Here is an 18,878-nt window from a genome sequence, read left to right on the forward strand (position 1 = left end):
CATGGTTATTTTTGTTTTGTAAGAGATTCAATTTTAACATGAAATTAGGGGGTCGTTGTTTTTTTATACAAAAAAACTTGCGAAACCTTGATATATAAAGATTTAAAAAGAGAAGTAGTGTAGAAAAATTTACACTAACCTCTTTATAATAAGGGAGCTTCTATTTTTATATCAATGAAAATTTTTTAAATTTATAAATTTTAACTATAATAAAATAGCCTAGTTTCCTAAGCTTCTATTTGCCATGTCTATGCATAATTGCTCATCATTTTCGCTTTTTAGACTATAAGAAGAAGTCTCTTCGATATTAATAATTATCTCGATATTAACTTTTATATCTTCTGTTCCTTCTATAACAAATCTATTTTCTTGCTCTTCTGCTACCCATACATCTCCTTTCCCCTTCTTAACTATAGATGCTATTATATAATCTATACATATACCATTATATTTGTTAGGTATATTAAGAATTGCTTTTCTATTTACTAACTGCACATCTTTAAAGTTAATCCTAACTTGCTTGTTTTCTGCTTCTATACAATGTGTTTCTGTAAAAGCTCTAGTTAAAGTGTTAGCATAAGAATTTTGGAAAGCTCCTCTAAATGTAGCATTATGCACTACATAACCACTACAATTCCAATGTCCCCAACTCTTAATTCTGTCATCTGTACCAGGATGAGCACCTTCCGTTACAACAATTCTTGCCTGTAACTCACTTCCGTTTTGATAACCTAATATAGCTCCATTATCACCATAGATTCCTAATAGTCCACTAATATCGTTCCACCCAGCAGAAACAATATCATTAGTGTATGTTGTACTTCCGGAATAGTTAAATTTAACTCTGTTATTTATATACATCGGAGCGTATACATTAATACCTTTTTTAAAAGCCACACCATCAACAGTTTGATCACTGCTCCAACAATCAAAAAAGTTGTATTGTGTATCGCTAGAAGTCCACCCATTTGTTAAGTCCGTTTTTGCAATATGATAAAATCTTATGAAATCTCCATATTTAGCTAAAGCAAAGTTAACTCCATTCATATCTCTAGCATTAGAAAAATAGCTTAATCCAATTCTAAGCATCTGCTCATTCTTGTGGTGATCTTGGAATGTAACTCCACCAGCGTCTAAGCTTACCCACTGTTCACCGTATATACTCTTTGCTGTTCCTGTAAAAATTAAGTTTCCATTAGTGTCCGAATTAAATACTGTAGTACCAGCCTTGTTTTTAATAATCAAAGCACCATTGTTTATAGTAAGCCCTTTCTTATCCATAATAAACTGTGTAGTGCTTATGCTGCCTTTACCACCAGTTATAGTTTCGGAAATAGTTGTTGTAATAGCTGTTGGAGTTATCTTTTGCTCTGCTGAACTCAATCTTGTTTCTGTGTTTGCAATTCTATTATCAACTTCTGAAATTGTCGGGTGTGCAAAATAAATTGAACCACTTGTACCATTACCATAATCAGGACTACTTCTATAATTTAAAAATCTAATTATAATATATTTAGTATTAGGACTAAACTTCATAAAATTATTGCAATTACCCTTTGGCGTATTTGAATCAACAGTAGTATTATGAGAGTATATATAGCTTTCAAAAGTTCTCCAGCTAGTATTTTTACTAGCTTTTGCTTCAGCATGAAAATATGGATTAGTATTTAATGATGTACCAGTATTAATATAAACTCCTATGCTCTTTTTATCCTTATCATAAGCATATATTCCAAAATACCAAGAACCACTCCCATTTGCACTAGGATTCTGAACCATTAATGATATTTTATAAGTTTTTGTGCTATCTATCTCCGTATAATCAGAATTAACTGTTATATTCCCACTAGTATTAACATCAACATAGTTACTTACTGCTGTTGATGTTCTAAGAGTTGTACTCGGAGCATTCCATAGCTTTAGGTTACCACTTTTTGAAAAGTTATTTATTAATATTTTTTCACTTGTAGCCTCTAGAGTAGATATCTTTGTTTCTGTACTAGATACCCTAGATACAATACTATCTGTTGTAGCTTTTATCTCTGCTACCTTATTTGTAATAGTTTTATTTACAGTTGTTATTTGTCCATCTGTATAAGTTTTTGCACTATTAATTGCATTTTTTTGTGCATTATTTGCTTTTGTTGTAGCATCGCTAGAAGCAGTACTTATTGCAGAACTTTTAGCTGTGTTTATTCTGCTATCAACAGTTCCTAGTTGAGTTGTATGTGTACTTACTGTACTTTCTGTACTAGATACTCTTTGTGTAATACTATTAAGATTAGTTTCTATAGTTGCCACTTTATTGCTAGTTGTAGTAACTTGTGTTTGTACATTTGCTATAGATTTATCATTATCCTCTTGAGATATACTAAAGTCTGTTGCTTTTGTTCCTCTTTGCAACTGTGGTTTTTTCATATATATTGTTCCTACTGATCCTTGATATCCGTAAATAAACCATGCCATATCTTTTGATAAGTCAATATCACTATCTAGTGTAAATGTCCATGACATTCTTACCCACTTGTTAAGTATTATTGGTTGTAGGCCGTAAGAACCACTATAAAACCCTCTAGTTTCTCCATCTTTTCTGTATGAATGTAATCCACCATGAAGATAACAGCCAACATTTTCAGAATATATATCTACTGAAAAAGTATATTTTTCTCCAGGAACTAATTGCTTTTTAGCATAATCACTTAAACCTTGGCTAAAAGCCTTCCATCTTTTATCACTTTCATTAACATATCTCGCTACCCACTCCCCATCTTTCTCATATAAATGGGCGTGATATCCAGTAGATGGGTTTGTAACGCCTCCATTATAACAGCTCCAACTATCAGCAAATGTTGTCCCATTTTTAGAGTTATCCCAACCTATAGAATTATTTGTATACCTTTTTGCAAAATTAGCATTTAAGAAAAGATTCTCTCCACCAACATTCATATTATTAATAGCATTGGTAATGTCTGTAGCTTCTACTTTTAAAGCTATTTGATTTTTCAATTGTGATATACTTGCTCCTTGTGTAGATACTGTAGAATTTAATCCATTTATCTGTGATGTATGACTACTAACTGTACTCTTAGTTCCCTCCAAATCCCTTTGAACACTATTAACTTTAGTGTCTACACTTGTAATACTTCCTGTTAATTCATTTATCTTTGTTGTATGTGTTCCAATTGTACTATTAATAGAATCTACCTTAGCAACTGTTCTATTATAATCATCTTTTAATAATATAGTTTGTCCATCTTTAACTATTTGAGTATTATTAATTGCAGTTGCTATTTGCCCTTGCATTACATTTATAGTAGTACTATTGCTTTCTGTAATTTGTTTTACAGCTTCTATAGAACTCTCAATATCCTCTGGTGCAGATATCCATATAGGATTATGATTGTCGCCTTTTTCAACTTTATACTTGTGAGTCTTTTCTATAGATATTCTAATATACTTTATATTTAATGGGATTGTATACTTTAATGTTATATCTTTGCTTACTAATCTAGTGCCTATTCTATTTTTATCTTTATCAAATGCGACAACCCTATGGTATCCATCTGCAGAAAATTTACATAGTGTATATATCTCTCCCTCATTTACTTCTATATAATCACTAGTCCTAAAACTAGAAGCTTCTATAAAACCATCATCACTGTAATATCCATCAACCGTATTCTTTTCTATAAACAAATTTCTAGTTTCTTTACTATCAACATTAGACTTAAGAGAATTAAAGGCTACTTCTAAAGTTTGCCCTACTGTATCTAACTGTACCTTACTAGATTTTATTACTGTTGTATTAGTATCCTTATTAATCTCTGTTACAAGACTACTAATATTAATCTTAGAACCAGCAATATTAGCATTATCAGAAATCATATCATTTCTAATAATTTTATTCTTAATACCATCAGCTTTAAGTCCAGTTGCATCAAACATTAACTTTCCTGCACTATCCCAAACATACATACTATAGTCATTACTAGCATCTTTACCTATTTGTACTCTAACTCTATTATTATCCCGAATTTGAATGGTATTATCAGCAATAAGCATTTTCCCACTATAACTTACTATTCTAAATTTAGTAGCGGAAATATCACCAGCATTAATTTTAGATACATCTAAACTAGCTATCATAGCATTAGTAATAAACCCATTGGCTATTGTTAACTTATCTGATGTTATTCCACCAGCTTGGATATTTTCAGATGATAAATTTCCATTAACTAATGTTTCAATGTTTGCTATTTTAGAATCTAGTGAATTTATAGTACCTTTAACTGCATTTAATTCTGTTATATCTGCTTTTCCTATTAATGCATTATTTATAGTTGCATCTGCTGCTATTAATTTTTCTATGTTTGCATTAATGACATTTAAATCTTTTATATGAGCAACATCAATTATAGCTTCCTCGATTTTAGCAGTTTTTGCTTCTAATGTTTGTGTCCTAATAGATACTGCTTCTAAATCTTTAATATTCGCCTTTTCAATTAATGCTTCTTTAATTACTGCCTGTTCTGTTACAAGTCTATTAACTTTATTTGTAGTACTTCCACTACTAGAAAAACTATTTTTATTTTTAGTTTCTCCTTTAGCTCCTATTTCAGAAGTTAATCCACCAGTATAAGTAATCTTTTGGCTTAATATAGGTATCTTTCTTACAACATTTTTAACATCAGTTACAGTTATAATATCGTATGGATCTAAAGATAAATCTCCTTGCCATTTCATAGAATAACCTAAGTAAGATAACCCATTTAACTTATTATATATTTCAGTTAGTATAGTTTCGGTCACCCATGGGTTTTCAAATCCTAACTCCATAGAATCTGTTCCTATAGAGCCTTTAGATAAAATATTATTTTCATCAACCTGGCAAGAGATTTGACCTACTTTATATTTAACTTCTTCTCTTGTGTAATTAAAATAATTATTACCATCTATAGACTTTTCAACTTCACTTAAAGTTTTAATAGTAAACTTACCATCTCTAGTTATAAAAGCATTACCACAACAAATAGAAGCTACATAAGATAAAACCTCTCTACAAGGAAATCCCTCCAGCTTACTTACATTGTAATCTGGAAGGCTTCCTGTAAATTCTACTCCTGTTATTTTTGATAACTCATTAACTACTTGCTTTAATGTTGGCTTATCACCTAATTCACTATAATAAGCTGTTTCAAACTTAATCATATTATCATAGGCTGTAAATTTAGTTGTATAATCAGTTTTTTCAATATCATCTATATTAAATATACCCATTAATATATATTCAATTGTAGAACCTATTTTTAAACCTATTTCTATCTTTATTTGGCTTGTACTATAAATAATATCCCCTCTATTAAGTAAGGTTAAATCTAAGCTTTTAGATATCGTACCACCTATACTAAAACCTTCTTGTGGTTGGGTATACTCTAAAGTTAAATTAACTAAATCCTCATTAGTATAAATATTATTTCCTATTGTAATTTTACATTCAAATGACCTGGAAGGTTTATTTATTTCTATTTTATAATCTGCTGTTGTATTTTGCATTTTAACCCTCCTTATTTTTTATTAATCATTTATCATAAAATCTATTGCAGTAAGTTCAGCTGGAGAAATACTATAATTAGAATTTAATAGATCATCTAAATTAATCATGTGTATATCTACTTCATTTTCTATAGATAACAGTTCTTTTATATCTCTGTTCCAATCTTCTATGTGTTCCTCTTTTAAAGTTACATTACCAATTTCATCACTTTTTAATTTACCTTCTTCATCTTTTTCAGAATATTTATCAATTAACTTAGCCTTTTCCTCATTATAAGCTTTAAGCTCACTATTTATTTTGTTAATATTCTTTGTAATTGCATAAGCCACTTTAACTGGTAACTTAGCATTATTTAATTCTGCTAATACATTAATCGTGTTTACTATTCTTTCATTGCTTAAATTTAATTTCATAATTATTTATCTCCTTTTCTTGTCTTTGTTACTTCTTCTATAGAACTAGCATTTAATAATTCATCTTCCAAGTTATAAACTTGTTCCTCAAATTTTGCTATATCTGCTCTTACTTCTGCCTTATTAGAATTGTAAAGCTCTTGATTAGTTATAGTTTTATTTACATTTGCTCCAGCTCCACCATCCGTAGAAATACTAGCACTCATATAAGCAACTTGTGCTCCATCAATTTTACTTATTCCTGTTAAAGTTATATTCTTATTTGTTTCTAACATATTTAATCATCCCTTCTTATACATTAATCATTTTTATTTTAGATTGTCTTTGCATTTTATTTAACTGCTCTAAAGCTATCTTTCCTATAACTGCACCATCTATTTGTAATACTAAATCTCCATTACTCTTACTTTCTGCTTTTAATTCTGGTTTATTAACAGATAACGTAATTTCCCCATTTTCAAATGTAACTATTGATTCATTTCCTTCAGAAGAAGAAACTTTAATTATTGCTCTATTTGCTTTAGATGAAACACACTCGTAATTTATTACTCCTACATCCTCTGAATTAGGCCAAATTCCCATTGCATCAACTTTTAATTCATCTACTTTAGCTGGAGTTGCTACTAAATCACTTATTTTAGCTTCAATTGTACTAGATTCTTTATTGCAATTTTCACACTGAAATTTAGCATTTTTAAAAGTATATCCTTTTTCTTTTTGTGAGTTTAAAGCTGTAACTTGTGCTTCAAGCACTGCTACTCTACACTTTAATTCCTTAATTTCATTTTTTCTTTTAAATAAATTAAACATAATTAATCATCCTTTCTACTTCTCTATAAAATTCATTTTCAGACCTTGCCATTTAACTTCTTTAGCTTCTTCATCATACATATATGCCGGAGCAGTTCTATCTCCAACATACATTGTTTTAGTTACTATTCCTTGTTGCGGATCGGGATAAGTTACAGTAAAGAAAACATCACTTACAGATTGAAGCAATGTTGATATTTCACTTTGTGTTAAAGGCCCCCATTCACTTTCTATTTTTCTTTTAATAGTAATTCTATCTCTTACCATATCACCTAATGCATTTCTATTAGTTTCTCCATCTATATCTTGAATTCCTAATTGAAATGATTTAGGAGTAGCAATTGCTACTCCGTTAATACTAAGCATATTACCACTCCTTATACTGGAATTAATGTAATTCCACCTTGTCTTTGCATTTTCCTTAATTGGCTTAAAGCAACTTTTCCTATAATACTACCATCAATTTGTAAGATTAAATCTCCAGTATATGAATTATCGCTACTTCCTCCACCTCTTGGTATTCTATCTGCAACTTTAGAAAAGCTAAATCAGTTATCCATCCTGTGTTGTTTTCAAGTGGCATTACAGCTTCTTTTCCTGCTTCTCCTACCATTGCAATTGTTGGACTATCTATAATACCCCCTTTTGCTAGTTTAGGGATTTTAGGTACAGTTGATATATTAACTCCTGGAACCTTATTTATAGTTTTTATCATAGTATTTATTCCGGAAATAGCTGCGTTAACCATGTCTATTATCAGATTTAAAGGCCATTTAACAACTCCTACTATTCCATTGAATATTCCTGAAAATATATTTACTACACCTTGCCAAGCTCTACTCCAATTCCCAGTAAATACTCCAAGAATAAAATCTATTAGTCCATTAAACACTTGTAATAGAGATTTTATTAAATCTGAAATAAAAGCAATAGCAGTTCCCACACTATCAACTATATAATTAAATACAGTAACAAAAATTGGACCTAATGTCTTTACTAAAAAATCAACAATAGGAGATATAAATTTATTCCATATCTCAAGAGCTCCATTAGTTAATTTCATAATAAATTCTCCAAGTTCTTCTACTAACCCTTTAAGGTGATTATTCCATAACCATGTAAGCATTTCTAATGCATTTTCTATTATAGGTTTAATTACACTCTCCCAGGCATTTAATATAAAGCTTTGTATAGTACCGAAGAAATCTTTTATATTCTTTATTAATGTTTTACCGTACTTATCCCACAGATTAGTTAATATTGTGCCTATATCTGTCGTAACAGTATTAATAAATTCCTTTATGTTATTCCACACTTCTATTACAGAATCTCTGAACTGCTCATTGGTTCTCCATAAATAAACTATATTACCTACTAATAATCCTATTATTGCAGATATTCCAAGTATCGGTAAGTTAATACCTCCTATTGCAGCACCTAAAGCTGAAAAAGCACCTTGAATACCTGCTATTATTGCTGACCAGTTTGACATTACAAAATAAGTTGTAAAAGCAGCTGCTATTCCTGCTAAAGCTGATATTATTACATCTTTATTCGTTATAATAAACTCTTTCAAAGTTCCAAAACATTTTTTAATTTTATCTGCAAAAGCTTGTATCTTTTCACTAACTTCTGTTACTGAAGATAAAAAGCCACTTTCTCCCAAATCTAGTCCAGATGTATCTATTCCACCACCCGAACTCCCTCCAGAACTTCCAGAGCTTCCACTAGATTGATTTAATGTATTTATTTCATCAAATCCAGCTAATGATTTAATAGCTTTTTTTGCACTATCTGCCGTATCGTCTAAACTATCTCCTAATCTGCTAACAGCACTCGTTTGACTCGTTATAGAGTCAGTTTGCTGTTGTGCTGCTTTAGGTTTTCCAAATAAAGCTGTTGTAAATTGAGCAATTATTGATATAGCTTTACTTAATGCATTCATAAAAGTAGTTAATGGAGGTAATATTGCATTATATATAGGCAAAAAAGCTTGTCCTAATGTTAATTGAACATTTTTTAAACTTGCAATAAACTGATTATGCCTTGTTTGAGTTGTATCGGCTAATGTATTCCCATACCTTGCATATGTTTGTTCCAGTATAGCTGCAAGTCTTATTTGCTGTTGTGTTTGAAAATTCAATTGTTGCCACGACTTCCCATTAGCTAGTTCTTTAAAGGCTTCTGTACTCTGAAGCATAGAAACTTGTGTATAAACTCCTAAATCCTCAATAGCTTCAGTAGAACCAAGCATACCAGATCTAATTCTTTCTGCTGTATCTTCAAATGTTCTACCACTTTTACTAGCTATTATTGATGTAGCTTTCATTAATTCTTGCGTACTATTAGCAATTTCTTTTGTATTACTTTGAAAACTTGATATTAAGTTGCTATAAGTAGAACCGTACTTATAACCTTCTTGAATACTCATTCCATATGCTTGAGATTGACTTTTAACCCAATCTCCAAAGGCCTTTGCACTTCCTTGCATGGTTCTGTTTATATTTTCTATTGAAGTTTCAACACTCATGGCATCTTTAACACCATCTTTTATAACTTCACCTATCTTTATAGCTGCTAAAATACCTGCAACTTTCCCCATTATACTGCTTACATTCCTTTGAAAGTTGGAAAGACTTCTTTGAGCTTTATTAAGTCCAGTTTGCATATTGCTAAAGTCTGCTCCACCTCTAATAAGCAAATTCTTAACTGCCAGTTACCTCACCTCCTAAAATATTATTTAAGAGTTTTATTTGATTTAGCATTTCTTCATCTGTCATTTCTTTTTTATGATTTTTCTTTAAAACATCATCAAGTTTAGGCTTATTTTTACCTAAAAATTGAATAGTCCTTGCAGCATTAATATAAGCTAGAGTTAACTTTTCTTCTGCTTCTTCTTCCCTTTTCTTTGCATAAGCATTTGCTACTAGACTAAATTCGTATGGTGTAAGCTCCCAAAACTCTAAAGGAGACAAGCCACAAAGGGTAGCGATTTTCAAACTTTCCCTTATGGAAAATTCTTCATCGTTACCCTCTACTCGTTTTTTTCTTCATTTACTTCATTACCACCAAAAGCTAGATTAAAGGCTTCTCCCATAGTTTCAATTACCTCCATGAAATTCCCCTTTTCATCTATTAAATCCATAACCTTATCCGGATTTAATTTTTTATCTTCATGCATTAATCCTGCACATATAACTATAGCTGTATCTTTCATAGTTAATCCATCTAAATCTATTTTAGCTATTGGCTTCTTTAACTTTTCTTCTATATATGACATAGCTTTCATACCATATCTAAAGTTTCTTGTTTTATCTAATTCTATTGGTACATACATATTTATTCTGCTCCCTTCACTGTTAGAGTTGGTTTTCCAGATACTTTAATTGTTGATCCAAAGCTAATTAAATCCTCTAAGCTTGCTCCTGTAGAAAATCCAGTAACAACTCCTTTAAATGCCCATTTGGCTCCTATACTCTCTGGAAATTCTATAGCAAAGGTTTGTTCTTCTCCCGACTCAAATGCATCATACATCTTTTTTTGCCCATCGGTTGCAGTTATTTCTAAATATCCACTTAAACTAACTTCTCCTGCATCTTTAAATCCACCTATAAATTTTCTATATCCCCCATCACTATCTAATGTAGTTGTATCTAATGTGTCGGCACTTAACTCCATCCCTCCTATTTCCGTTAATCCACCAACTTTTGTAGCCGATGCTGTTTCTCCTATTTTTAAAACAGTACCTAAACTTCTTGTTGCCATAATTATTCCTCCTTATAATAAACTGTAAAAGGTATAATACCTCTGTGTAACTTTAATTGATCCTCATAATTTTCTGTTATATCCGCAAAATCTATATCTTGAATATATAAATTTTCTTTACCTATCCTATTCAGTGGAAAATTAATAATAATATCTTCAATATTTTTAGTTATATCTTTCATTTGTGAATATGAGCTACATAAAATGTTAAGTATTAAATAACACTCCTTATCTTCTGTTATTCCATCTAAGTCTTTTAAAGGCTTCTTTCTTGTTATATAAACTAAATAAGGCGGCTTTTGTCCTTCTGGAGCATTCATAGGAAATATTTTATTTTCCAGTTCACTAATTTTATTTAATTCATATCTTAAAGCTTTCTCTATCATTTTCCACCTAATGCCTTATCTATATTTTTACTCATTTCATTAACTATTTTCTTTGTTATAGCTCCGCTATTATCTTCCATAGCTCTTTTCATAAAATGAAATCCTGGTATATACCTTCCATTTCTTGCAAAGAATCCATATTCTTGTGATGCAGGATAATAACCTATAACCTTTCCCTCTTTATTCTTCTTTTGGAATATATCATTTTTACTTCTATCAAAAACTACCTGGTAAACTTTTTTACCTTTAGTTCTAGACTTCTCACCTACTAATTTCATTCCACCTTTTAATTCTCCAGTATCTTCTGGGGCATTTTTCTTAGCACTTTTAAGAGCTATATTCATACCCTTTTTAGCTGCTGGAGTTACACATTTTTGAGGTACTTGTCCTAATTTCTTAATAGACTTTTGTAGCTCTTTCATTCCATCTATTTTAACTTTCATAACATCTCTCCTTACACATTATTTGTAATAAAACATTCTTTTCTTGAAAGTTTATTGGTGGAGATGTAATTTCAAAGTATCTTTCACCAAATTTTATTCTCATTGTTGATGTTATACCTGGAACATACCTAATATTAATTTTGTGAGTTATCTCATTATTAGTTGTTTCTGCTGCAAAAAAGTCTTTACCACTTAAAGGATAAATAGCTGCTCTTACCTCTAAAAAATCTACCCAAGTATCTAGTAATTCCCCATAATCATTTTCAATTTTACTCATCTTTTGAATTGTAATTCTATGTCTAAATTCACCTGGATTAATTATATATCTACTCATAAGATCACCTACAATAAATTAACTGCATACATGTCTAATATATTGGTAATTACAGTATTAGCTTTATTATTTTCAACCGAAAATACTCTATTGTCATACATTTCATTACACAACACCATTAAAGCTATTGTTAAATCCTCTTTACTATCAATCTGCTCTTCATTTAATCCTGTATAACCTTTTATATAACTCTTTGCAGCTAATAATATATTGTTAAATATATTATCATCATAATCATGCTCAACATTTGCATACTCTTTTAAATCATCAATAGTTACTTCACTAATCTTCATTAGCTTTCACCTTCTTTTTATTTGCCTTTACCTCTTCTACATAACCACAAGAAAGAAGATCCTGGAGTATAACTTTATCATTACACTCCTTTTCCTCTCCTTTGTACATAGAAAAAGCACCAGCAAAACTTACTAATGCTCTTACTTTCATTTAATCACCTCTAATTAAGAACCCATTACTAGAGCAGCGATTTTCTGTTCATTTTCTATTTTAGAATCTAATTCAACCCATCCAACTACTCCAATAGCGTGTTGCGTAGCATATTTTTCTCTTAAAACTTCAATATTTATATCTTCACTCAACTTAACAGCTAGTCCAGACATATCACCATAATAAATAGAAGTCTTTTCAGAAGTAATTACATCCATATTTTCTGATGTATAAACATCTTTTCCTAATAAAGTGTACCCCCATTTAGATGACACATCTCTATTTAATAAGTAATTCCCATCATTATCTTTTAATTTTCTTATAGCTGATCTAGTAGACTTATTCATTATCCATATTGCTCCCGCTTGATAAACATCTGGAATCATTTCTTGTACATCTATTAATTCATCAGCCGTTACAGCAGCACCACTTACTGCAGTTACTTTTTGTTTAACTGTACTTAACCCTGTTATCTTACTTGGTGTCCCTTTTAATAACTCTTTCTCAATAAATCTAGCAATACTTTCAGCCATAGCTGTAATAACAAAAGATATTAAGTCAAAATTAGAATTATTTAATAATGATTTAGATACCTTTGTTAATGCTCCTGCTAAGTACCCTTTTAACTCTATATTTTTGAACTTACCAGAACTTGATTCTAAATCTGTAAATTCTGTTGCATATGCTGTTGTAATAGCTGATGAAGATTCATCATAGTATGGAATAGTTAAATCTCCTTTTACATTGTATCTAGTAGCTAATTGATATATTGGTGATATATCATAAACCTTCTTTATGATTTTTTGAGCAATTGTCTTAGGAATAACTGCTCCATTACTAGCTAACGATAAATTAGCTTCGGATCTCGTCTCAACTACACCTCTTATGTAATTTGCAAATGCTCTTTCCTCTAAATCACCTTTTTTTTCTTCTTCATTCTTCTTTTCTTTTATAATATTATTAGAACTTCTTGCTTCTTCTATTGCGGCTAATGTTCTTTCTATTTTTTCTTTTTCTTTTTTTATTTCATCAACTCTCGCTATCTCTTCATCTGTAAATGCTCTTTGTTCCCCCTCTACTGATTCAATAATTCTTGTAAGCTCTAAAGCTAAATCTGTTCTTTGTTCTTCTAATCCTTTCTCATTTGTTGGTAAAGTTCTGTATTCTGCTAATTTATTTTTTATCATTTTATTTACCTTCCTTTTCTGTATTTTTATAAAATAAAAAAAACCTTTATTTAAAAGGTTTTTTAAGTTCTTCTATTAATTTTTTAGTTTCAGCTATCACATTATCTGTTCTTTTCTCTTTATTTTTAGACTCATCTATTGTTATAGCTTTAAAATCTGTTATTCTATTTTCTGTTAAGACTTCTTTATCATCTCTCATTTCAATAGAAGTAGCTGAATATGCTGGATTTCTTGTATCATCAACTATAGTTACTTCAAATAAATCTAATTCCTCTACAGTTCTTTTCTCACAACCATTTTCTGTTGCTTCCCAGCTATCTTTTTCTGCATAAAATCCAAAGCTCCATCCTCTCAATTGTTTATTTTTAGCTTTTTCAATTACATCTGTATCAGTTACAGTACATATTGCTCTTAAGCCTATATTATCTTCAAATAATTCAAGATTTCCCTCGGAAGTAGAACCAAGCTTTCTATTTTTATCATGATTTAATAATAAATCAACATTAGCTCTTCTTTCTAAGCTCCTTTGGAATGCCCCTGGCTTTATTTTTTCTATAAACCTACCTTTCACTGAAGGAATAGGCTTACTTTCTCTATCAACAGCATTTACATAACCATCAAGGATTACGCTATCATTACGAATCTCTATTCTCATTATTTTCACCCCCTTTCAAGTTTGATGTTTTATCTGTATTTGGTGTATAAACACTTTTATTCTTAGTGTTATACAATACATCATTTAAACCTAACAAAATAGTATCTTCAAATAAATCAATAGGCTCTAAATCTTCTTTATATCTAACTTCATTTACTCCCATTATTTTGTTTTTAATGGCTATTTCATAGGCTTTGAACCTCTTCTCTATATCGCCCTTTAATAACTCATTAGCATCATATCCAAAATAAAAAGACTTCTTCTCTTTTTCTAGAAGTAAGTCTCTATTAATACTTGCTATTAAACTATTAAGTATTGGTAATATTGCCATCTTAAACATTTTATCAAAATCGCCTTCATTAGCCTTTCCATCACCACTTATTATGCTAGGTGGAATATTAAATATTTTACAAATCTCTGAACCATTGGTTATTTTATTTTCATTAAGTTGAAGCTCTGTTGGAGTAGCTTGACTTTCTTTAAAGTTCAATCCTTTATTCAGCACAATACAATTTTCAGTATTATTGGAATACATATTTCTCCATTGTTCTTTTAAATTTAGCATAGCTTCAAAGTTCAATTTGCCCTCTGATTCTATAAAACCTTTTTTATTACCTCCAGTTTTACTTAATATATTTTCATACTTAAGAGAATTATAAATAACTGAAAGTAATATAATATTTTCTTCTATTATTCCATAACCATCGAACCCATTATCTGTATGCCTTAATAGTTTAATAAAATTATAAGGCTTATATATATGCCCATTTACTAATACATCATAATTTTTAAATATTGGATCTACATTTCTATTTATGCTTACATCACCTTCTTTAACGTAATGTAAACTTTCAATCTTTCCTCTTTCTTTATTTATATAGATATATCCATTTCCCATTAACAAATAATCTATAACTAAGGCCTTTTTCATTTCAAACGAAGTAAGTGTATCTCCAGTTTCTTCATTTAAAAGTTTAAGTCTTATATCATCTTTTATTTCTGTTACTTCTTCATCTTCCTCTTTGTAAAGTTTAATAGGAATACTTGCAACTAATGATGATATTAACTCAACGCACCCTGCTAAAGTAGGAATATTTAAAGCTTCTATTCTAGTTATGCTATCTTCAATCAATCCCGCAGCTAACAATAAATCCTTTAATCCAGGTTCATCTTGCTCTAAAATTGATCGTTTTTCTTTTCTTCTTTTCCAAAACTTTAAATTCATATTTCACCTTCCTTTCTATATAACTTGGATAGTAAAATCACTTCCACTTAACTGCTCTTGTTGTAATAGATATATAGCATTTATTAGTGCTACAACCATATCAACTTTTCCAGTTGATTTTTTCTTATTCACATATTTATTTAAATTTGTATCTTCAGTACATCTAGCATTTTGAAAATTAATCTCTAACATTAAATTTTCATCATAGCTAAAGCTTTTACTTAATATACATTCTTTTAATAACTTAGTTGGCATATGTAATACTGAACTATGTTGTTTAATCTCAACGCACTCATAACCCTCATTTTCTAACTTTTGAACTGTACTTAGAGCATTATATCTGTCATATCCTATCTGTACTATTTCTACTCCATAAACTGATTCTAACTCAAGTATTTTCTTTTCAATAAAACCATAATCTATTACTTCATCGCCACAACTAAAGCATACGCCATCCTTAATTAGCCTTTTATAATCTACATTTTCCTTTTTACTCTTAATTTTTATTTTATCATTAGGTAGAAATTCCCATATCTTAGCATAAAGTTTATTTTCATATTGGGTTACCATAGCAACTGCAGTATTATCATCTGATTGTGATAAATCTACACCTAGATATACTTTTTTCCCTTTCCAAAACTTAAGATTTTCTATTGTTTTGCACTCCCTAACTTTAGTAACTTCTATATATCCTTCTACTCCTAGGCCTTTATACTTTATATTATTATGTTTACAAAGATAATTTTCTCTTTTATTTTCATACAATATAGCCATTTCTCTCATTTCTTTTATAGCTTCAAATATATAATTATTATTTACTGCTACCGGATTGCTTTGATATATAACTAAATCTTCTGTTTGCCATAGATCCTCAACTAAAAATTTGCTATCCGGTTCATATAATAAAGAAAATCTTCTTTTATTGACTATTAATCCATCTAATACCTTTTTAGATATATCAATTTCATCTATCATAGCATTATTATCATTTGGATATTGGGTACTAATAATAATTCCAAGCTTATTAAATAAAGTTATTTGAGAAGATCTCATAGCTTCTATTGGATAACTGTCCATAGCTCCTGCTTCATCTGCTAAGAAAGCATTTGCAAGTTTACCATCCATTTTATCTTCACTATAAGCCAATGGAATATATTCGCTATCAGTTAATAAACATCTTATCTCACTTCTAAGAACTTTAAATACATCCTCTTCTGCTAACAAAGGACTAACTTTTATTATTTTTCTTATTGCTATTTTTAATTCAGAAGATAATTTTAAATCTGGTGCAACTGAAAAAAAACGTGAAAATGGCTTATCAGTTATTAATAAAAGTATAAAAATAACTGCACTATTAAAAGTCTTAAAATTTTTACGACTTATTTCTAGTACAGCTGTTATATAATATCTTATATCTTTATTTTCATCATTTCTTATTTTTGTGCATAATGTTGCAACTATTAAGAACCATGCATAATCCTCTAATCCCTCATTCATAGGACACATTAAATCCGGATGAACCATTAAACCTAATATTCTATTTATTTTATTTAATTCATTTTCATCAACATAAGCTTCTTTATCTATTCCATCAGCTTTATTTAACCAATCTTGTGCTTGTTTCTTAACATATATAGGTACTTTTTGATTGACATCTGGCACACACCATTTTGCATATTTATAAGCTTTACTTTCTTTAATTTCCATTTATCGCCCTTAACAATTTTTCCTTATTAGATTCAGTATCTACTTTCTTAGGTATACTTCTAAGGGCTGAAGCTATTGTCATTATATTTTCTTTTTCTATGTCAAGTAACATTTTACGCTTACTTTGTAGTTGCTTATCTATACTAATAATGGTGCTAGATAAAGAAGCCATATTGTCACTAAAACTTCTTAGCTCTATTGCTTTTTCCTTTCCCTCTAATTCATCAACTAATGAATAAAATGTTTCTTTTAACATTTGAATTAGATTATAAATCTCTTCTCTTTTCTTTTCAAAATCAGCACATTCAGCTTGTAATAAACAATACCTATTTATAACTGCTTCATAAATCGAATCGTTCTTTTCTATATTTTTAAGTAACTTGTTTATCCTTAAAAACTCCTTATGTGCTACTGGATTATTTTTAACTTCGGGTCGTTCTCTTATAGCTACACCAGTAACTAATGCTGCTTCTCCTTTTTCTCTTAATTCAAGTTCTTTCTTTGTTCTATGTGATTTTTTTTCATTTTTTAAAACTGTAAAAGGTTTTGGTGGTGTAGGCATAATAAACCTCCTTTCTTAAAAATTATCTTTTGAAAATCTGATGTGGGAATATTTTATGTTCCGAGGTGGACACGTGGTGTCCTAAGACCCCCTCTGAAAGTGTCAAAATACCCGGGGGTATATTTAACTATTTTTACCCTCTTCTTGTGCTTGTACAATGGTCAATAACTCATCTCTTGGTATAGTTCCCTGCTCTGCTAATTCATGATGATATTCACATACAGTTATTAAGTTGCTATCTTCTAACCTTAGTTCATAATCCTCTTTAATTGGTACTATGTGATGCACTTCTAAGTCATTATAGTTATACTTCTTTATTGTGTTATATAACTTCCTTATACATATCTGACATAGAAATTTATCCCTTCTCTTTACCTCTTCTCTCTTCCTTTGCCATGCCTTTGTCCATCTAAACTTATCTGCTTCACTTGTTTTATACTTATTGCTCTTAGGCTTCATTGGACATACAAAATCTTTTTTATGTATTCTTCCGCAATACTTACAACTCTTTAACATACTCCATCTCCTATAAAACTCTGATGTTATTCAACGCTATATAAACCTAATTTTTAATAATAATAAAAGCACCTAACATTTCTGCTAAGTGCTTCTTGAAAAAAGGTATTGAGAATTTATGAGAGGTTATATGGTCAATAACCGTAGGAGATAGTAGGAATCGAACCTACTTCTATAGATTAAAATTCTATTGTTTTACCACTAATAAACTATATCCCCATGTTGCACCTAGCTTTTACACTAGATGCTTTTCTCACATAATAATATAGGAGAACAATCAATGTAATGTATAATCTCTACATACTCATTATCTCATATCTTGTCTATATAATTATTCTTCTTTTATTCCTTTTTTATTCCACCTTTCGCCACTCTTCCCATCTTTGAATGTTAGCAATAGCTTTTTGCTTTATCTTATTTACTTGAGATTGACTTATATTCATCTCTAATGATATTTGTACTTCATTCTTTTTAAATTTATATTTTAACTCTAATAGCTTGTACCATTCTTCATTAATGTATTGTAAGTTATATTCTAGTATAGAATTATCTAACTCTATATTTTCTATCTCTTCTTTTAACCCTTCTATCTCTATCTCCTTAGATAACTTTCTTTTTAACTTTAAATCAGTTATCCTTATTACTTCTCTTTCTGCATAACTTGTTCCATCGCTTGATGTTTGTACCCTTTCTTCAAATCCTGGACTACTACTTTCTATCTTGATGTTAACATCACACCCTCTAAGCTCTTGATTAATTTTATCTATCTGCTTCTTTAATACTTCTATTCGATAATTTAATGTAGCTATTTTTTTCTCTTTATTAAAATAGTTATATAACTTATCTTCTGTCTTTTTAAATCTATCTCTGCTCATAA

The 18,878-nt window shown here is 29.8% G+C and carries 21 protein-coding genes and 1 tRNA gene; all 22 read right to left on the reverse strand.

The annotated features are described in order from the left end of the window. Positions 1-219: 219 nt before the first annotated feature. The gene (locus Q0Y03_RS01125; protein ID WP_297712026.1) at positions 220-5,553 is read right to left on the reverse strand and encodes a hypothetical protein; all 5,334 of its coding nucleotides are present in this window, start codon (positions 5,551-5,553) and stop codon (positions 220-222) included. A 21-nt stretch (positions 5,554-5,574) separates the two neighbouring features. Then, a complete protein-coding gene (locus tag Q0Y03_RS01130) occupies positions 5,575-5,967 on the reverse strand; it encodes a hypothetical protein (RefSeq protein ID WP_297712027.1) in 393 nt (130 codons plus the stop codon). Between the two features lie 2 nt (positions 5,968-5,969). Further along, the gene (locus Q0Y03_RS01135; protein WP_297712028.1) at positions 5,970-6,242 is read right to left on the reverse strand and encodes a hypothetical protein; all 273 of its coding nucleotides are present in this window, start codon (positions 6,240-6,242) and stop codon (positions 5,970-5,972) included. Between the two features lie 16 nt (positions 6,243-6,258). After that, a complete protein-coding gene (locus Q0Y03_RS01140; RefSeq protein ID WP_297712029.1) occupies positions 6,259-6,777 on the reverse strand; it encodes a hypothetical protein in 519 nt (172 codons plus the stop codon). 15 nt (positions 6,778-6,792) lie between these two features. Continuing rightward, positions 6,793-7,143 (reverse strand): DUF6711 family protein, encoded by a 351-nt coding sequence (locus Q0Y03_RS01145; protein ID WP_297712030.1) that lies wholly within the window; start codon positions 7,141-7,143, stop codon positions 6,793-6,795. A 106-nt stretch (positions 7,144-7,249) separates the two neighbouring features. Then, positions 7,250-9,478 carry a hypothetical protein gene (locus tag Q0Y03_RS01150; RefSeq protein ID WP_297712031.1) on the reverse strand — a complete coding sequence of 743 codons (2,229 nt, stop codon included), beginning with the start codon at positions 9,476-9,478 and terminating at the stop codon, positions 7,250-7,252. Between the two features lie 4 nt (positions 9,479-9,482). Beyond that, positions 9,483-9,776 (reverse strand): hypothetical protein, encoded by a 294-nt coding sequence (locus tag Q0Y03_RS01155; protein WP_297712032.1) that lies wholly within the window; start codon positions 9,774-9,776, stop codon positions 9,483-9,485. A gap of 35 nt (positions 9,777-9,811) precedes the next feature. After that, positions 9,812-10,114: a hypothetical protein gene (locus Q0Y03_RS01160; protein WP_297712033.1), complete on the reverse strand. Its 303-nt coding sequence runs from the start codon at positions 10,112-10,114 to the stop codon at positions 9,812-9,814. A gap of 2 nt (positions 10,115-10,116) precedes the next feature. After that, entirely contained in the window at positions 10,117-10,542 is a 426-nt protein-coding gene (locus tag Q0Y03_RS01165; protein WP_297712034.1) for a phage tail tube protein, read from the reverse strand. 2 nt (positions 10,543-10,544) lie between these two features. Continuing rightward, positions 10,545-10,928: a hypothetical protein gene (locus Q0Y03_RS01170; RefSeq protein WP_297712035.1), complete on the reverse strand. Its 384-nt coding sequence runs from the start codon at positions 10,926-10,928 to the stop codon at positions 10,545-10,547. Continuing rightward, positions 10,925-11,371: an HK97-gp10 family putative phage morphogenesis protein gene (locus Q0Y03_RS01175; RefSeq protein ID WP_297712036.1), complete on the reverse strand. Its 447-nt coding sequence runs from the start codon at positions 11,369-11,371 to the stop codon at positions 10,925-10,927. Before Q0Y03_RS01175 ends, Q0Y03_RS01170 begins: the two co-directional genes overlap by 4 nt. After that, positions 11,361-11,705 (reverse strand): phage head closure protein, encoded by a 345-nt coding sequence (locus Q0Y03_RS01180; RefSeq protein ID WP_297712037.1) that lies wholly within the window; start codon positions 11,703-11,705, stop codon positions 11,361-11,363. Before Q0Y03_RS01180 ends, Q0Y03_RS01175 begins: the two co-directional genes overlap by 11 nt. An 8-nt stretch (positions 11,706-11,713) precedes the next feature. Beyond that, positions 11,714-11,998: a head-tail connector protein gene (locus Q0Y03_RS01185; protein WP_297712038.1), complete on the reverse strand. Its 285-nt coding sequence runs from the start codon at positions 11,996-11,998 to the stop codon at positions 11,714-11,716. After that, positions 11,988-12,149 carry a hypothetical protein gene (locus Q0Y03_RS01190; protein ID WP_297712039.1) on the reverse strand — a complete coding sequence of 54 codons (162 nt, stop codon included), beginning with the start codon at positions 12,147-12,149 and terminating at the stop codon, positions 11,988-11,990. Before Q0Y03_RS01190 ends, Q0Y03_RS01185 begins: the two co-directional genes overlap by 11 nt. A gap of 14 nt (positions 12,150-12,163) precedes the next feature. Next, positions 12,164-13,336, reverse strand: coding sequence for a phage major capsid protein (locus Q0Y03_RS01195; RefSeq protein ID WP_297712040.1), 1,173 nt, complete (start codon positions 13,334-13,336; stop codon positions 12,164-12,166). Positions 13,337-13,382: 46 nt separating this feature from the next. After that, positions 13,383-13,991, reverse strand: a complete 609-nt coding sequence (locus Q0Y03_RS01200; RefSeq protein WP_297712041.1) for an HK97 family phage prohead protease — start codon at positions 13,989-13,991, stop codon at positions 13,383-13,385. After that, on the reverse strand, positions 13,972-15,216 hold the full coding sequence (locus Q0Y03_RS01205) for a phage portal protein (RefSeq protein ID WP_297712042.1): 1,245 nt from the start codon (positions 15,214-15,216) through the stop codon (positions 13,972-13,974). The genes Q0Y03_RS01200 and Q0Y03_RS01205 overlap by 20 nt, the downstream gene beginning before the upstream one ends. Before the next feature lie 15 nt (positions 15,217-15,231). Then, positions 15,232-16,923 (reverse strand): terminase TerL endonuclease subunit, encoded by a 1,692-nt coding sequence (locus tag Q0Y03_RS01210; RefSeq protein WP_297712043.1) that lies wholly within the window; start codon positions 16,921-16,923, stop codon positions 15,232-15,234. Further along, the gene (locus Q0Y03_RS01215) at positions 16,913-17,485 is read right to left on the reverse strand and encodes a hypothetical protein (protein ID WP_297712044.1); all 573 of its coding nucleotides are present in this window, start codon (positions 17,483-17,485) and stop codon (positions 16,913-16,915) included. Before Q0Y03_RS01215 ends, Q0Y03_RS01210 begins: the two co-directional genes overlap by 11 nt. Positions 17,486-17,608: 123 nt before the next feature. Beyond that, entirely contained in the window at positions 17,609-18,001 is a 393-nt protein-coding gene (locus Q0Y03_RS01220) for an HNH endonuclease (RefSeq protein WP_297712045.1), read from the reverse strand. Between the two features lie 145 nt (positions 18,002-18,146). Next, positions 18,147-18,220, reverse strand: a tRNA-Lys gene (locus Q0Y03_RS01225). A gap of 134 nt (positions 18,221-18,354) precedes the next feature. Further along, positions 18,355-18,876 (reverse strand): hypothetical protein, encoded by a 522-nt coding sequence (locus Q0Y03_RS01230; RefSeq protein WP_297712046.1) that lies wholly within the window; start codon positions 18,874-18,876, stop codon positions 18,355-18,357. Positions 18,877-18,878: the final 2 nt, after the last annotated feature.

Origin of the sequence: Clostridium sp. (assembly GCF_026168755.1) — a bacterium.
GTDB lineage: Bacteria > Bacillota > Clostridia > Clostridiales > Clostridiaceae > Clostridium.

Excerpts from the sequence above, each read along its gene's own strand:
- Q0Y03_RS01210 (WP_297712043.1), bottom strand. The coding sequence starts at position 16,923 with ATGGAAATTAAAGAAAGTAAAGCTTATAAATATGCAAAATGGTGTGTG.
- Q0Y03_RS01130 (WP_297712027.1), bottom strand. The coding sequence starts at position 5,967 with ATGAAATTAAATTTAAGCAATGAAAGAATAGTAAACACGATTAATGTA.
- Q0Y03_RS01145 (WP_297712030.1), bottom strand. The coding sequence starts at position 7,143 with ATGCTTAGTATTAACGGAGTAGCAATTGCTACTCCTAAATCATTTCAA.
- Q0Y03_RS01200 (WP_297712041.1), bottom strand. The coding sequence starts at position 13,991 with ATGAGAATAGAGATTCGTAATGATAGCGTAATCCTTGATGGTTATGTA.
- Q0Y03_RS01180 (WP_297712037.1), bottom strand. The coding sequence starts at position 11,705 with ATGAGTAGATATATAATTAATCCAGGTGAATTTAGACATAGAATTACA.
- Q0Y03_RS01220 (WP_297712045.1), bottom strand. The coding sequence starts at position 18,001 with ATGTTAAAGAGTTGTAAGTATTGCGGAAGAATACATAAAAAAGATTTT.
- Q0Y03_RS01195 (WP_297712040.1), bottom strand. The coding sequence starts at position 13,336 with ATGATAAAAAATAAATTAGCAGAATACAGAACTTTACCAACAAATGAG.
- Q0Y03_RS01135 (WP_297712028.1), bottom strand. The coding sequence starts at position 6,242 with ATGTTAGAAACAAATAAGAATATAACTTTAACAGGAATAAGTAAAATT.
- Q0Y03_RS01140 (WP_297712029.1), bottom strand. The coding sequence starts at position 6,777 with ATGTTTAATTTATTTAAAAGAAAAAATGAAATTAAGGAATTAAAGTGT.
- Q0Y03_RS01205 (WP_297712042.1), bottom strand. The coding sequence starts at position 15,216 with ATGAATTTAAAGTTTTGGAAAAGAAGAAAAGAAAAACGATCAATTTTA.
- Q0Y03_RS01160 (WP_297712033.1), bottom strand. The coding sequence starts at position 10,114 with ATGTATGTACCAATAGAATTAGATAAAACAAGAAACTTTAGATATGGT.
- Q0Y03_RS01170 (WP_297712035.1), bottom strand. The coding sequence starts at position 10,928 with ATGATAGAGAAAGCTTTAAGATATGAATTAAATAAAATTAGTGAACTG.
- Q0Y03_RS01190 (WP_297712039.1), bottom strand. The coding sequence starts at position 12,149 with ATGAAAGTAAGAGCATTAGTAAGTTTTGCTGGTGCTTTTTCTATGTAC.
- Q0Y03_RS01185 (WP_297712038.1), bottom strand. The coding sequence starts at position 11,998 with ATGAAGATTAGTGAAGTAACTATTGATGATTTAAAAGAGTATGCAAAT.
- Q0Y03_RS01215 (WP_297712044.1), bottom strand. The coding sequence starts at position 17,485 with ATGCCTACACCACCAAAACCTTTTACAGTTTTAAAAAATGAAAAAAAA.
- Q0Y03_RS01165 (WP_297712034.1), bottom strand. The coding sequence starts at position 10,542 with ATGGCAACAAGAAGTTTAGGTACTGTTTTAAAAATAGGAGAAACAGCA.
- Q0Y03_RS01125 (WP_297712026.1), bottom strand. The coding sequence starts at position 5,553 with ATGCAAAATACAACAGCAGATTATAAAATAGAAATAAATAAACCTTCC.
- Q0Y03_RS01230 (WP_297712046.1), bottom strand. The coding sequence starts at position 18,876 with ATGAGCAGAGATAGATTTAAAAAGACAGAAGATAAGTTATATAACTAT.
- Q0Y03_RS01175 (WP_297712036.1), bottom strand. The coding sequence starts at position 11,371 with ATGAAAGTTAAAATAGATGGAATGAAAGAGCTACAAAAGTCTATTAAG.